The organism is Sphingomonas crusticola, assembly GCF_003391115.1.
In the GTDB taxonomy this organism is placed as follows: Bacteria; Pseudomonadota; Alphaproteobacteria; order Sphingomonadales; family Sphingomonadaceae; genus Sphingomonas_I; species Sphingomonas_I crusticola.
This window is the reverse complement of the sequence record NZ_QTJP01000001.1, coordinates 2,649,469-2,663,380: the sequence shown is the minus strand read 5'-3', so window position 1 is coordinate 2,663,380 and position 13,912 is coordinate 2,649,469. Positions and strand designations below refer to the sequence as shown.

The window sequence follows — 13,912 nt, the reverse complement described above, 5'->3', positions numbered from 1 at the left end:
CCCGGATTGCTCCGGGGGCGCCGCCCGCAATGTCCTCACTGCACGGCGCCGGCCTGTGGCCTTCGGACTTTGGTCCGGGTAGCCTTCGGGCGATTAACCCGGGGCCCCTCTTGCGAGCGTCCTGCCCTGTACCACGTGCTGCGGACGCCGAACCGGAGGCTGCGGCATTTGCCGGGGGTTACCCCTGAAACGTCGACCGCATAGCCCCGGTACGCGACGCCGAACCTACCCTCGGCCGAACCGGTCGGGTGTCACGGAAGTTTGCGAAGCTTCGACTTGGCGTCCCAAGCAGCCCCACGCCGATCGATCCCCGCCGAAGCGAGGAGGCATGCACTGCGGCTGATCAGGCTACAGTACGTGTCATACGTACACGGTTTGTTCCTGTATGTCAAGTCTTCGTCGAGCGGCGCGTGACTATGCTCCATCGATTATCCGCCATTCCCCCGGCGCCAGCCCCTCGACCGCCCAGCCGCCGATCCGCCAGCGGACCAGCCGCAATGTCGGATAGCCGATTGCCGCGGTCATCCGACGAACCTGACGATTGCGGCCTTCGCTAATCGTCAGTCTGAGCCAACAATCGGGGATGCTCTTGCGGACGCGGATCGGCGGATTGCGGGGCCAGAGCATGGGATCGGCGATGCGCTCCGCCTCCGCCGGACGGGTCGGCCCGTCCTTCAGCGCAATGCCTTGCCGCAATTGGCTGATGCTGGCTTCCGGCACGTCGCCCTCGACCTGGACAAGGTAAGTTTTGGGCAGCTTGAATTTGGGATCGGCGATGCGGGCCTGGAGCCGGCCGTCATCGGTGAGCAGCAGCAACCCCTCACTATCGAAATCCAGCCGCCCCGCGGGATAGACGCCCGGCAAGTCGAGATAATCTTTCAACGTCGCACGTGGTGTCCCCGTACCGTCATCGGTGAATTGGGACAGCACGCCATAGGGCTTATTGAACAGGATCAGTCGCGCCATCGCCTTCCCCTACCGGGGACTTGACCTCGATCCAAACGTCGCCACCGCCTTCGTCAAACGACGCGCGTATATTCCAGCCGCACAGTCAGCGCTTCCCGGCCGTCGTGCGTTTCGAAATATTCGTAGGTGAAGTGATCACGATCCGTGAGCCTCATAACCTCCCGCACCGGAATCGCGCCGCCGCCGGCTGCCGCCATCGTGCCGCGGAAGATATAGGCCTTGGCCGCCGCATCGTAACCGCCATGGGCAACGACCATGCCAGGGAAATTGACATCCATCCATATGGTGAAGAACCGGGCCGAGGCGGTATCGTAACCGATATAGCCGAGGCCCTCGAAATCCGTGCCATCGGCAATGTGCAGTTTCTGACGGAGGTGCTGCTGGCGTAGCACCATAGCGAACTCCGCCTTGCCCTGGTCGACTTTTGGCGCGGCGCCAGGCGCCGCCCAGAAGCTTTGCCGGACCGACCATGGACCGCTGAGGCCGGTCAATAATAGATGCTGCGAGTCGAGCGGAACAGCGGACGGCGCCGCCCGCGCCGGGAGGGTGGACAGGATGGCAAGCAAGCCAGCCAGCAAAGCGCGAGGCAATTTCATCGATGTCGGCTCCGGTTGCGGGATGAAGGAGCTGACAGTCGCGCAGGCTGAGTTCAACTACCTTGCAGGTCGTTGCAGGGGCGCTAAGCAGAGGGATAACGAGCCATGACCTCGCCGCGTGAACAGGATCGTTACCCGCCGATTGGCATGCTGCTTCGTGAATGGCGTAGTGCGCGCCGGATGAGCCAGCTCGATATGGCGCTGGAATGCGGCATGTCGGCGCGGCACCTCGGCTTCGTCGAGACCGGCAAGGCCAACGCTTCGCGCGAAGCGGTCGGGCGGTTTGCCGATGCGCTGGCCATTTCCCTACGCGAGCGCAACGCGCTGCTCCTCGCGGCGGGCTATGCGCCGGTTTATGAAGAGCGCGAGCTCACGACGTCGGAGCTGGAGCGAATGCGCGACGCGGTCGGCCTGATCCTGCGCCACCAGAACCCCTATCCGGCATTCGTGCTCAATCGCCATTTCGACGTGCTGGACGCGAACGAGAGCGCCGTACGCATCAACCGGTTCGTCATGCAGGGGCGCGAAAGCGGGCACCGCAATCTGCTGCACCAAATATTCGATCCGGACGATTTCAGGCCGGCAATTGCAAACTGGCACGAAGTGGCGAGCGGGTTCCTGCGGCGGCTGCACGATCATCTCGCCGCAACGCCCGGGGACGCACGCGGGCAAGAGCTGCTGGCAGAGCTATCGCGTTATCCCGACGTCCCGCAGGAATGGCGCTTTCGCCCGGTCAACCAAGAGATCAAGCCGGTACTCACGCTCGATTTCCATAGCCCCGCCGGAACGCTGCGCTTCTTCGAGACGATCACAACCTTCGCCGCGCCATTTGACGTTACGCTGGACGAACTGCGTATCGACTGCGCCTTCCCGGCGGACGCCTTGACTGCCAGCACCTGCGCGGCGCTGGCCGCGGATGAATTGCCCGCGCCCTGACCGACGGCCTCAATCGGCGGTCCAGCCGCCGTCCACCACGAGTGCGCTACCGGTCATCAGCGACGACGCGTCGGACGCCAGCAGCAGGAGCGACCCGGTCAACTCCTCCATCCGGCCGAGGCGGCCGAACTTGATCCGGCTGAGGACATGTTCGCGCGTACCGGGCGTATCGAGGATCGGGCGGGTGAGCTCGGTCTCGATAAAGGTCGGGCAGATCGTGTTGACGCGGATGGCATGCGGGGCGAGATCGATCGCCATGCATTTGGTCAGCCCCTCCAGCCCGAATTTGGACGCGCTGTAGAGCGAGCGGCCACCGCCGCCGACCAGGCCCATTTGCGAGGAGACGTTGATGATCGATCCGGGCTTGCCCGCCGCCAACAAACCTTGAGCGACCGCCTGGGCCACAAACAACGCCGCCTTGAGATTGAGGCCGAGGACGGCGTCGTAATCCTCTTCGGTGATCTCGGTAATCGGACGGATGCGGTTGGTGCCGGCATTGTTGAGCAGGATGTCGAACGGGCCGCGCGCCGCAATCTCGCGGCGGACGGCGGCGATGTCGTTGACATCGAGCGTGAAGGCGTCCGCGACATATCCTGCATCGCGAATTTCACGGGCTCCCGCTTCCACTTCGCCGGCCGTGCGCGCACACAAAGTAACCGCGGCCCCGGCCTGGGCGAAAACGGCGGCGGCGGCGGCGCCGATCCCCCGGCCGGCGCCGGTAACGAGCGCCTTCTTGCCGTCGAGGCGGAAGGAGGGCGAAGGTGTGAGCGTCATGGCAAATCCCCGCGTTGATTGGTTTCAGCGGTAGTTGAAGCTGATCGAGATGCGGTCTTCGCGCGCGTCGCTCGGCATTACTTCGTGCCGCAACCAGCTTTCCCACAGAAACACCGAGCCCGGCGCGGGATCCGCATAGACGAAGGTCTGCAGATCGGGCGCAGCATCGGGACGGCGGCGGGGCGCGGCCATCAACATCGCCAGGCGCGGGTCCTCGAGTTTGAGCGCACCGGAACCGGGCGGAACGGTGACGTAGATCGTGCCGGAGACGGCGCTGTGCGGGTGGATATGCCCCGAATGAGTGCCGCCGCGCTTCATGACATTGACCCATAGGCTGTCGAGCCTGAGCGGGCGCGCGAGATCGAAGGCGCAGTCGCGCGCAAATATTGCGACGTGGCGGTTCAGCGTCTTCACGAGATCGGCGAAGATCGGATCGCGCTGGGGCAGATCATTGAGCGAGGCGTAGGAGGTGTAGCCGCGATAGCCGTGTGCTTTGGACCAGGCACGGCCGGCGCGATCGTCTTCGGCCAGGGTGCGGCAGCTATGGTCCAGCTCGGCGAGCAGAGCTGGATCGGCGAGCGCGCCCTCGTAGAAGCGGGTCGCGAACAGGCTGCGCGAGGTCATGCCGGCCCCTCCCCTGCGCTCATCCGCCAGGGTGGGAAACGGCGATTGTCGCCGGCGTGATAGAGGCAGATCACATTGCCGTCAGGGTCGGCGAGCCGCGCCTCGCGCCACAGCCACGGCTGGTCGGTTGGAGGCACGATTGGGATTATGCCACCTGCCGCCAGGCCCGCGATGGCGGCATCGACATCGTCGACCTCGAAATAAAGGATCGTGCTCGACCGAACCTCGGACATGGCGTGGATCGACAAGGTTTCACCCGCGGGCGTTTCGAAGCGGGCGTAACGCGGCGGCGCCTCGACGATCTGGGTCAGCCCCAAGGATCGATAGAATGCGACCGATGCGGCATAGTCCGTGCTGCCGACCATGACCTGATTGAGCTTCATGCGCGCATGCTTCGCCCGGTTCGCGCCAGGCTTCAAGTGGCCGGGCCGCCACCTCGCCTTAATCCTCCATGTCGGGCGAAAGATCATCGTCCGATGGCTCGTACCCGAGGATGTCGCCGGGCTCGCATTGCAGATAGCGGCAGATCGCCGCGAGGGTGGAAAAGCGCATGCCGCGGACCTTGCCCGACTTCAGCAGCGACAGATTGGATTCGGTGATGCCGATCGCACGCGCAAGCTCGTTGGACCGCACCTTGCGGCGGGCAAGCATGACATCCAGATTGACCGTCACGGGCATCAGACGAACTCGGCAACATCGCGACTGGCGCGGCTGCCGGCCGCGAGCGCCCAACCGACGATAAAGGCGGCGAAGGCGAGCAGCAGGCCCATCACGAATGGCCCCAGGTCGATCGCGAAATACCAGCTCGGTCCGCTCGGCGTGGCGGGCAGCAGCAGCATGGCGCGCAGGCTGTTGGCGAGTGGCGGCACGATCGCCGCGGCCAGCGCCGCGAACGACGCACGTCGCAGCCAGGGCAAAGCACGCGCAAGCTCGTCGGTACCGCGATTGCCCAAACGCCACATCGCGGCGGCTACCGACAGCATCAGCAAGATAAAGGGGGCGGCCTGCGCGACGTCTATCGCGGCGAGGCCGGTCTGAACCATCGGCCGCCGCACATAAGCGGAAAAGCGCGCCATGGCGCCCGGCGCGGCAAGGACGGCCGCCCGCTCTTCCTGCGGCAACAACACTTCCGGCCGCGCTGTCCCGTCACAGCCGGCATTGCTGCACTTCACTTCCAGCCCGGGCATCGCGCCGAGCACGATCGGAACTGCCACCGACACCGTCCGGATCAAGGAAGCGGCAAGAAACAGAGCGGCTGCAATATGACAAATCAGCGCCTGGCGAGCCGAGATAGAATAGCTGTTAGACATAAGTTTCTTTCTGTTTTGCAGAAATAATTTGTCATGTTACTCGCGTTAGGCCAGGCACGCGACTCGTCGTGCGGGGTAGCAGGGGAGAATGCGGTGATCGCGAGAACGGCAAGCTTTTGCGCCATAATTGTGGTCGCTGCCGCGGCAACGCCTGGTTTCGCCGCCAACGGGCGAGCGGTGGCCTTTACCGGCGCCTATGCCGGCCCCGAGCTAGGCGCCCACGAACATCATTTCTATCTCAGGGAGACCAATCTGGCGACAGGTGCTCAGCGCGGGCGTTACTATCGCGCATGGGGCGTGGGAGGCGGTGCATTCGCGGGGTACCAATTCCCAGTGGGACGGCGAGTCCGGATCGGCGCCGAAGTGGGTTGGGGTATCGGAGGCGACGCGCCGGTAGCGCACTTCTCGGGCGGAACGAGATATGCGCGCCATCCCCAGTGGGGCGTGCGCGGAACCGGACGTCTGGGCTATATGCTCACGGAGCGTCTGCTTGGCTACGGGACGTTCGGCTATGGCGGCTACCGCTATCGGGACGATAACAGCGCAGGAGTGACCAACGCGCAGGCGTGGGCCAGCAGCTTCACTGTCGGTGCGGGCGCCGAATATCGCCTGTCGACGCGCCTGGGCATTCGGCTGGACTTTCGCCATCTCGACAATTCGATGAGCCAAATCCTGGTTGGGATACCGATCCAGTTTTGAGGGGGCATGATGTTGCTGATCCTGGTCGCCGTGCTTGCCGCACCGGCTCCCGCACCTGTTACGGCACCGCCCGACGAGGTCGTCGTCGTCGGGGAGCGGATGAAGCGCGTTCGCGTCGTCACCCGCCGCGACCGTAAGACCGGTGGGACCCGCTGCCTGGTGCGACGGACAAGCGGCGACGATGGCCTGGACCAAGCGATCTGCGAAGCGACGCTAGCCTGCGCGCAAACCGAGACGAAGATTGAGGGCATGATCGCCTGCTTGAATCCGCGCATGGCCGCCGTCGCGCAGCGCTTCGCCAAGCGGTCGCCTGCGCCCGAGCAATGAGGGTGTTCGCTCCACCGGAGCAGCGGATCGTTCGCGCCGTTCGGCCGTTCGTTGCGGCCAAGAGACAGGAGCCCTTATGCTACGTTCGATCCTGATGGGGCTGGTAGCCGGCCAGCGCGCGATGACGCCGCTCGCCGCGCTTGCCGGTGCCGCGCGCCGCGGCACTTTGCCGCACGACAATGCCGAGGCGCGATTGCTGGCGCGCCCCCTTCCCGCCGCCGGCGGCGTGGTGATGGCGGCGGCGGAGATGGCAGGCGATCAAATGAAGTCCGCGCCGGATCGCACAGTCTTGCTGGGCCTGCTCGCGCGCGCAATCACCAGCGGTTTCGCCGGCGCGACGCTCGCGCCGCCCAAGCGGCAGCTGGCGGGCGCGGCGCTGGGCATCGGCGCGGCGATCGGCTCGTCTTATGCCGGGCTGGCCGCACGCAAGTGGGCGATGCGGCGCTGGGGGCAGACGGCGACCGGCTTTGTGGAGGATGCGATCGTCCTTGCTGCGGCCAATGCGATCGCCAATGCAAGGCGCGCGCGCGGCTAAGCGAGACGGAGTGCGATCTCGCTCATGAAGCGGGCATCGTTGCCGTCGGCAAGCAACGGCGCTTCTGCGGCGACTGCGCCGAGCATGTCGGTCAGGTCGTCGAGTTCGGCCTTCGCGTAATTGCCGAGCACATAGCCTGTAACGCGGTCCTTGTGGCCGGGATGGCCAATACCGAGGCGGACGCGGCGATAATCCTGTCCCAGATGCGCGTCGATCGAACGCAGGCCGTTATGGCCGGCGGAACCGCCGCCCACCTTCACCTTGACGCGAAAGGGATCGAGATCGAGCTCGTCGTGAAAGGCGGTGAGCGCTGCCAGATCGAGCTTGTAGAAGCGCAAAGCCTCACCGACCGCGCGGCCGCTTTCGTTCATGTAGGTGGCGGGCTTGAGCAGGAGAATGCGCTGCATGCCGATGCGGCCGGCCGATATCCAACCCTGAAAGCCCTTCTTCCACGGCTCGAAGCCATGGACTTCGGCGATCGCATCCACGGCCATGAAACCGACATTGTGCCGGTTGAGCGCGTAATCCGCGCCGGGATTGCCGAGACCGACCCAGATTTGCATGCGAGTGTCTTAGACCGACCGACCGCACCGAGCGAAGTCGGAACGCACCGCCGAGCGAAGTGAGATTCTCGACTTCGCCCGGACAGGTGTCTCGACTCCGCTCGACACGAACGGGTCGATTAAGCCTCGGGGGTTTCCGCCGCGGCTTCGGTTTCGGCGTCGTCGCCTTCGCTCGACTTGAGCGCGGACGGAGCGACGATCGTGGCAATGGTGAAATCGCGATCGTCGATCGCCGACTTCGATCCCGACGGCAAAGTCACGGCAGAAATGTGGATCGAGGCACCGACGTCGAGCCCGGCGAGCGAGATTTCGATCTGCTCGGGAATTTCCGCCGCGTCGCAGATCAGCTCGAGCTCGTGGCGGACCACGTTGAGCACGCCGCCACGCTTGATGCCGGGTGCCGCTTCCTCGTCGACGAACACGACCGGCACGTTGACGTGGACGGTGGTGTGCTCGCTGATGCGCAGGAAATCGACGTGGAGCGGACGGTCGGTGACCGGGTGAAACTGGACGTCCTTGGGCAGGGTCCGGACATTTTCGCCGACGCCGTCGATCATCACGACGGTGTTCATGAAGTGGCCGTTGGCCATCGCCTTGATGAGCGCCTTCTCTTCGAGATGGATCGCCAGGGCTTCCTGCTTGTTGCCGTATACTACGGCGGGGACGCGGCCTTCGCGACGCATGGCACGGGAGGCTCCCTTGCCTGCCCGTTCGCGCGTCTCGGCCGACAGGGTGAGCAGATCGCTCATATCATGTCTCCAGTTTCGCTAGTTGATGGACCCGCCGCCTCCAGGGATGTCCGGCGGGAAGCGGCGGCCTGTAGCGGAAGCGGCCCGGCTGGGCAAGTTTGGCGAGATAGACCGGAATGGAGCCATCCATCACGCTATCGTCTTGCCACGCAATCGCGCCGATCCTAAGCCGCGGCCCCAAACATGGATCAATCCAGAATGCTGAAATGGCGCTTTGGCGGAAATAATGCCGCCTTGCACTCCTCTATTGCCGTACGACATGAGGATCGGCTCGAGATCAGAGCCGTAGGAGGCGCACTCTTCGGCCCTTATATCGCGGTACCGGCGGGTACCCTCACTGCCCGTATCCTGCTCGCTGGGCCGTGCAGTGGCGAGGCCAGAATGGACATCGTTAGCGATCTGGGTGCCCGCACATTCGCGGCGCGCGATCTAGATCTCACTGACGAAGATCGCATCCTCAACCTGACGGCCGAGATAGATGAACCCGTTTCCGGCCTGGAAGTACGGCTGACGGGCGATGTGCGCGCGGAGATTGTGGGGCTTGAGATCGACCTCGAGCAACCACGCAATCTCCCGGCGCCGGATCCGAACCGGCCGGTCGGCTTCGAATCGCGCAAGACCTACGCCGACAAGATCGCCAGCGGCTTTCTCGACAAATATCTTTCAGGCGCAGCCGTGCTGGAGGTGGGCTATCGCGGCTATATCGACGGATGCGTGCCGATCGTTCCGCAGGCGATCGGGGTCGATATCGGCTATCCCGGTTACGACGGCATCACCCTGCCGTTCGCCGACGGCAGCTTCGACGCAATCTACAGCAGCCACTGTTTCGAACATATTGCTGCCTATCAGGAAGTGTTGCGTGACTGGTACCGGGTCCTGAAGGTTGGCGGCTACCTGATCATGGCCGTGCCCCACCAATATCTCTTCGAACGCAGGGCGGCGCTACCTTCGAAGGGTAATAACGACCACAAGCGCTTCTACACGCCGGAAAGCCTGCTGCGCGAAATCAGCGAATCGCTGGGTGTGAATGCCTATCGGGTGCGTGAACTGGCCGAGCATGATGCCGGCTATAATTATGACCGTCCGACCCGTGACGATCTGGAGGGGCAGTTCGAAATCGAAATCGTAATCGAAAAGATCGCCCGCCCGTTCTGGAACCTGGATAATGGCAGCACCCGTCCATACAGTGCCGGCGAATTCGAAAGCTCGGCGGCACGGCCCGATCCCTTCCGCATCGAGATAGATCTTTCGGAAGAGCAGGAATGGTTATTCTGGGGGCCCTACGCCCCAATCCTGGAAGGTAGCTACCGGGTCGATTTCCTGTTCGAAGCCTCGCCAGAGGCGCAGGGTCTGACCGCAGCCGGAGTGACGCTCGACGTGGCGGTGGACATGCACAAGATCGCCGAGCTTCGTCTAACGCCCGAGATGCTCATGCAAGGCCAGGCCTCGATCCTGTTCGACAGCCGATCGCGCGAGGCGACCGCCGAATTCAGGATGAGTAAGCAAGCACGGGGTGAGGGCAAGATTGTCTTTACGGGTGTTGTTCTGTCCTACGCGGCACCGGATTGGCACTAGCGTCTAGCGCCGTGGCGAAATGCGGTCGCGACGCCCGAACGCTGCCGGATTATTGCACCCGCACCACCTTCAGGCCTTGCGCGGCGAGCATCGCCTGGACCGAATCCGGGCCGACGAGATGGCCGGCACCGACTGCCACGAACATGGTGCCGGGTTTTTCGAGGCGGCGCGCGAGCGCGTCGGCCCAATTCTTGTCGCGCTGGCGGATCAGCAGATCGCGCAGTTCGGGCGTGAATTCGGGATCGTCGGCGAGGGCGCGCGCAATCTCCTCCGGATCGCCGCGGGCCCAGGCCGCGACCATCGCTTCGAAATCGGCACGCGCTTTCGTGGGCTCGTCGAGCGTCGCGACGAGGAAGGAACGCTGCGCGGCTTCGGGGAGGCGATCGAAGAAGCCGAGCTGCTGCTGAACGGTTTCCAATCCCTCGATCGGCTTGTTGGCGGCCTTGAACAAGGTGGTGAGCTGCGGTTCGACGCCCGGATCGCCGCTGCCGAGCCCCGCCTGCTGCAGCGCGACCGAGGTCAGGAAGAAAGCGGCGGTCCACGTCTTGAGATGGTCGAGCGTCTCGACCGGCAATCCGCTGTCGGCCACCATCTTGGCCAGGACGGCGCGTTTCGCGGGCGGGACACGCTCGGCGAGTGGCGGCAGATTTTGCCCGCGGCCCATTGCCATCACGATCGCGGGAACATTGGCCGCATCCGCACCGGCAATCTCGAGCGTCAGCGATTGCGAGGCGTTGACCGCGCTCATAATCTTCGGATTGAGCCACTGCGTTCCCGCCGGCAGGATGTGGATCGAGCCGAACAGCCAGATGGTGGTATCGGCGTCGGCCAGCTTCCACAGCGCTGGACGTGCCGGAGCCGGCGTGTGGGCAGGATGCGCATCGCGCAGGCCGGGCGCGGGTGCCGCGGCGAGGAACAGCAACGGGGCGAGCAGGCGAAGACGGCGCATGACAGCTCTATCCCCTCGCCTTGACCCCCGCGCAAGGCTCCGCCAAACGCCCGGTCTCAACTTAATCGTGATTTTCCGGGGGTAATCCTTGGCCGACGCCAAGCCGCTCAGCTTTCAGCAGCTTATCCTGACGCTCCATGATTATTGGGGCAAGCAAGGCTGTGTCATTCTGCAGCCCTACGACATGGAGATGGGCGCCGGCACCTTCCACACCGCAACCACGCTGCGCGCGCTCGGTCCCGACCCTTGGAATGCCGCCTTCGTCCAGCCGTGCCGGCGGCCGACGGACGGGCGCTATGGCGAGAATCCCAACCGGCTGGGCGCTTATTACCAATATCAGGTCATCCTCAAGCCGAGCCCGCCTGACCTGCAGAACCTCTATCTCGGCAGCCTGGCCGCGATCGGGATCGATCCGCTCGCGCACGACATCCGCTTCGTCGAGGACGATTGGGAGAGCCCGACGCTCGGCGCCTGGGGCCTGGGCTGGGAAGTGTGGTGCGACGGGATGGAGGTGACCCAATTCACCTACTTCCAGCAGATGGGCGGGTTCGACTGCAAGCCGGTGTCGGGCGAACTGACCTATGGGCTCGAACGGCTGGCGATGTATGTCCAGAACAAGGACAGCATCTTCGACCTCGCTTATAACGATCATGGCGTCACTTATGGCGACGTCTTCCTCGAGAATGAGCGCCAGATGAGCGCCTATAATTTCGAGGCGGCGAACACCGACATGCTGTTCAAGAGCTTCACCTTCGCCGCCGACGAGGCGCGCGCGCTGATCGAACGCAAGCTGCCGATCCCGGCCTATGAACAGGCGATCAAGGCGAGCCACATCTTCAACACCCTACAGGCGCGCGGCGTGATCTCGGTCGCCGAGCGCCAGGCCTATATCGGCCGCGTGCGCGAGCTGGCCAAGGGCGCGTGCGAGGCGTGGATGACGCATAACGGGTGGGACGCCTGATGGCTGACTTCCTGCTCGAGCTGCTGTCCGAGGAAATCCCGGCGCGGATGCAGGAGAAGGCGTCGGCCGATCTGGCGCGCCTGTTCGAGGCCGAGATCGCCAAGGCGGGCTTGGCCGCCCAGACGGTCGAGACCTATGCCACGCCGCGCCGGCTGACGCTGATCGCGCGCGGATTGCCGGCGGCGACCGAGGCGGTGTCGGAGGAGACCAAGGGGCCGAAGAGCTCCGCGCCGCCGCAGGCGCTGGAAGGGTTCCTGCGCAAGACGGGACTGACGCGTGAACAACTGACCGAGCGGGACGGCATATTGTTCGCGGTGGTCGAGAAGCCGGGCCGAGCCACGACGGAGGTGCTGGCCGAGGCGATCCCGGCGATCATCCGCGCCTTTCCATGGCCGAAATCGATGCGCTGGGGCGCGGCTTCGCAATCCACCGCCAGCCTGCGCTGGGTACGCCCGCTGCAGGGCATCGTCGCCTTGCTGGGGGAGGATGTGGTGCCGTTCGAGATTGACGGCATTACCAGCGGCGCAGCCACATTGGGCCACCGGTTCCACCATCCCGGTATGATCACGATCGGCTCAGCGCATGATTATGCCGAGAAATTGCGCGCCTGCCACGTCATCCTCGATCCCGCCGAGCGGCGCGGGATCATCGAGGGCGGCGCGCGCGCAATCGCCGAGGCGCGCGGGCTGCATGTCATTCCCGATCCCGGCCTGGTAGCGGAGAATGCCGGGCTGACCGAATGGCCGGTGCCGTTGCTCGGCGACTTCGATCCCGCCTTCCTGGAGGTGCCGCGCGAGGTGATCCAGCTCACCATGCGCACCAACCAGAAATATTTCGCGTGCGTGGACGCGAGCGGCAAGCTTGCGCCCAATTTCATCTGCACCGCCAATATCGTGGCCACGGACGGCGGCGCGGCGATCGTCGCGGGCAATCGCAAGGTGCTGGCCGCACGGCTGTCGGACGCGAAATTCTTCTGGGAGCAGGACCTCAAGGTACCGCTTGCCGAGCAGGCGAAGAAGCTCGACCAGATCGTTTTCCACGAGAAATTGGGCACGGTCGCCGACAAGGTCGAGCGCGTCGCAAAGCTGGCGCGGTGGCTGGTCGAGGAGGGCGTCGTCAAAGGCGCCGATCCGGGCCATGCCGAGCAGGCCGCACGCCTCGCCAAGGCCGATCTCGTCACCGGCATGGTCGGCGAATTCCCCGAATTGCAGGGCGTGATGGGCGGCTATTATGCCCGCGCCGAAGGCCTGCCGCACGAAGTCGCTGACGCGATCCGCGACCATTACAAGCCGGTCGGGCAGAGCGACGACGTGCCGACCGCGCCGGTGACGGTGGCGGTGAGCCTGGCGGATAAGTTGGACACTATGGCGGGGTTCTTCGTAATTGATGAGAAGCCGACTGGATCCAAGGATCCTTTCGCCCTGCGTCGTGCCATGCTTGCGTTCATCCGCATGGTGGAATCTAACAAGTTGCGGCTCAAATGGCTCGATCTATTCCGCCAAGCCGCTGACCAGATTTACACGCCCGCCTTGGCTGCGCGCCTTAGCGATTGGGGGGTGTTAGGCGAAGGATTGGCTGAAGTCCGCCCGCCTGATTTTCCCAACCCCGACGACGAATACGGTCCAGACCAGCAGGCAATTTGGTCCTGGACCGTTGAAGCAAAAGAGGTCGATGCCGCAACGTTTCACGCACCTGCAGATATAGCTGCCTTTCTCGTCGACCGTCTCAAGGTGCAGCAGCGCGAAGCGGGCATCCGGCATGATCTGATCGACGCGGTGTTCGCGCTCGGCGGCGAGGACGATCTCGTCCGGCTGCTGGCACGGGTGACAGCGTTGCAGGCGTTCGTGGCGACCGAGGATGGGGCGAACCTGCTCGCGGGGTATAAGCGGGCTGCGAACATCCTGAAGAAGGAGTCCGTCACCCCGGCGCAGGCCGGGGTCCACCAGGAGGGTGGCGCTGGTGGAGCGATGGATCCCGGCCTTCGCCGGGATGACGGATTGGGGTTGGGATTTGCGCCCGAGCCTGCGGAATCGGCCCTATCCGCTGCGTTGGAGGTAGCGGAAGCCGCCGCCTCTTCAGCCGTCGCTCAAGAAAATTTCGAAGGCGCCATGGCGGCGCTTGCGGGGTTGCGCGGGCCGATCGACGCGTTCTTCGATAGCGTTACCGTCAACGATGTCGATCCGGCGAAGCGGGCGGCGCGTCTCGGCTTGCTGGCGCGGATCCGCGGGGCGGTGCACCGCGTCGCGGACTTCTCCAAGATCGAAGGGTAGCGCTACCGCTGCACTTGCGAGCCAGATCGGACGAATTCTCCGTCCCAGCGCTGACTTGATTGCGTATATCGGCAGGCC

17 protein-coding genes are annotated in these 13,912 nt (G+C 64.5%); 7 read left to right on the top strand and 10 right to left on the bottom strand.

Annotation, left to right across the window (positions count from 1 at the left end):
• Window positions 1–414 precede the first annotated feature (414 nt).
• Both DX905_RS12685 and DX905_RS12680 read right to left on the bottom strand, forming a co-directional pair.
• A complete protein-coding gene (locus DX905_RS12685; protein ID WP_116091671.1) occupies window positions 415–966 on the bottom strand; it encodes a pseudouridine synthase in 552 nt (183 codons plus the stop codon).
• A gap of 53 nt (window positions 967–1,019) precedes the next feature.
• Window positions 1,020–1,562 carry a DUF1579 family protein gene (locus DX905_RS12680; protein WP_116091670.1) on the bottom strand — a complete coding sequence of 181 codons (543 nt, stop codon included), beginning with the start codon at window positions 1,560–1,562 and terminating at the stop codon, window positions 1,020–1,022.
• Between the two features lie 105 nt (window positions 1,563–1,667).
• On the opposite strand from DX905_RS12680, the gene DX905_RS12675 reads away from it, so the two are divergent.
• Entirely contained in the window at window positions 1,668–2,498 is an 831-nt protein-coding gene (locus tag DX905_RS12675) for a helix-turn-helix domain-containing protein (RefSeq protein WP_116091669.1), read from the top strand.
• Between the two features lie 9 nt (window positions 2,499–2,507).
• Here the strand turns inward: DX905_RS12675 and DX905_RS12670 are convergent, their stop codons facing one another.
• The 5 genes from DX905_RS12670 to DX905_RS12650 are packed head-to-tail and all read right to left on the bottom strand — an operon-like array spanning window position 2,508 to window position 5,110.
• Window positions 2,508–3,272, bottom strand: a complete 765-nt coding sequence (locus DX905_RS12670; RefSeq protein ID WP_116091668.1) for an SDR family NAD(P)-dependent oxidoreductase — start codon at window positions 3,270–3,272, stop codon at window positions 2,508–2,510.
• Window positions 3,273–3,296: 24 nt separating this feature from the next.
• Complete coding sequence (locus DX905_RS12665; RefSeq protein ID WP_116091667.1) at window positions 3,297–3,896, bottom strand: TIGR02466 family protein; 600 nt, start codon at window positions 3,894–3,896, stop codon at window positions 3,297–3,299.
• Complete coding sequence (locus tag DX905_RS12660) at window positions 3,893–4,279, bottom strand: VOC family protein (RefSeq protein ID WP_116092537.1); 387 nt, start codon at window positions 4,277–4,279, stop codon at window positions 3,893–3,895. Before DX905_RS12660 ends, DX905_RS12665 begins: the two co-directional genes overlap by 4 nt.
• Window positions 4,280–4,337: 58 nt before the next feature.
• Complete coding sequence (locus DX905_RS12655; RefSeq protein WP_116091666.1) at window positions 4,338–4,574, bottom strand: helix-turn-helix domain-containing protein; 237 nt, start codon at window positions 4,572–4,574, stop codon at window positions 4,338–4,340.
• The gene (locus DX905_RS12650; protein WP_162875604.1) at window positions 4,574–5,110 is read right to left on the bottom strand and encodes a hypothetical protein; all 537 of its coding nucleotides are present in this window, start codon (window positions 5,108–5,110) and stop codon (window positions 4,574–4,576) included. Before DX905_RS12650 ends, DX905_RS12655 begins: the two co-directional genes overlap by 1 nt.
• 189 nt (window positions 5,111–5,299) lie before the next feature.
• Between DX905_RS12650 and DX905_RS12645 the strand changes: the two genes are divergently transcribed.
• The 3 genes from DX905_RS12645 to DX905_RS12635 all read left to right on the top strand — a co-directional run bounded on the left by DX905_RS12645 (window position 5,300) and on the right by DX905_RS12635 (window position 6,767).
• Complete coding sequence (locus DX905_RS12645) at window positions 5,300–5,905, top strand: outer membrane protein (protein WP_162875603.1); 606 nt, start codon at window positions 5,300–5,302, stop codon at window positions 5,903–5,905.
• A gap of 9 nt (window positions 5,906–5,914) precedes the next feature.
• A complete protein-coding gene (locus DX905_RS12640; RefSeq protein ID WP_162875602.1) occupies window positions 5,915–6,232 on the top strand; it encodes a hypothetical protein in 318 nt (105 codons plus the stop codon).
• A 76-nt stretch (window positions 6,233–6,308) separates the two neighbouring features.
• Window positions 6,309–6,767, top strand: coding sequence for a DUF4126 domain-containing protein (locus DX905_RS12635; RefSeq protein ID WP_116091662.1), 459 nt, complete (start codon window positions 6,309–6,311; stop codon window positions 6,765–6,767).
• Here the strand turns inward: DX905_RS12635 and pth are convergent.
• Together pth and DX905_RS12625 are read right to left on the bottom strand one after the other, a co-directional pair.
• The gene (pth, locus tag DX905_RS12630) at window positions 6,764–7,330 is read right to left on the bottom strand and encodes an aminoacyl-tRNA hydrolase (RefSeq protein WP_116091661.1); all 567 of its coding nucleotides are present in this window, start codon (window positions 7,328–7,330) and stop codon (window positions 6,764–6,766) included. The two genes, DX905_RS12635 and pth, sit on opposite strands and share 4 nt — an antisense overlap.
• 119 nt (window positions 7,331–7,449) lie before the next feature.
• Complete coding sequence (locus DX905_RS12625; RefSeq protein ID WP_116091660.1) at window positions 7,450–8,079, bottom strand: 50S ribosomal protein L25/general stress protein Ctc; 630 nt, start codon at window positions 8,077–8,079, stop codon at window positions 7,450–7,452.
• 381 nt (window positions 8,080–8,460) lie between these two features.
• Between DX905_RS12625 and DX905_RS12620 the strand changes: the two genes are divergently transcribed.
• On the top strand, window positions 8,461–9,654 hold the full coding sequence (locus DX905_RS12620) for a class I SAM-dependent methyltransferase (protein ID WP_162875601.1): 1,194 nt from the start codon (window positions 8,461–8,463) through the stop codon (window positions 9,652–9,654).
• 49 nt (window positions 9,655–9,703) lie between these two features.
• Here DX905_RS12620 and DX905_RS12615 read toward each other — a convergent pair whose 3' ends face one another.
• On the bottom strand, window positions 9,704–10,603 hold the full coding sequence (locus DX905_RS12615; protein ID WP_116091658.1) for a TraB/GumN family protein: 900 nt from the start codon (window positions 10,601–10,603) through the stop codon (window positions 9,704–9,706).
• A gap of 88 nt (window positions 10,604–10,691) precedes the next feature.
• Between DX905_RS12615 and DX905_RS12610 the strand changes: the two genes are divergently transcribed.
• Together DX905_RS12610 and glyS are read left to right on the top strand one after the other, a co-directional pair.
• Window positions 10,692–11,564 (top strand): glycine--tRNA ligase subunit alpha, encoded by an 873-nt coding sequence (locus DX905_RS12610; RefSeq protein ID WP_116091657.1) that lies wholly within the window; start codon window positions 10,692–10,694, stop codon window positions 11,562–11,564.
• Window positions 11,564–13,834 (top strand): glycine--tRNA ligase subunit beta, encoded by a 2,271-nt coding sequence (gene glyS, locus DX905_RS12605; protein ID WP_116091656.1) that lies wholly within the window; start codon window positions 11,564–11,566, stop codon window positions 13,832–13,834. The genes DX905_RS12610 and glyS overlap by 1 nt, the downstream gene beginning before the upstream one ends.
• The last annotated feature ends 78 nt before the right edge of the window (window positions 13,835–13,912 follow it).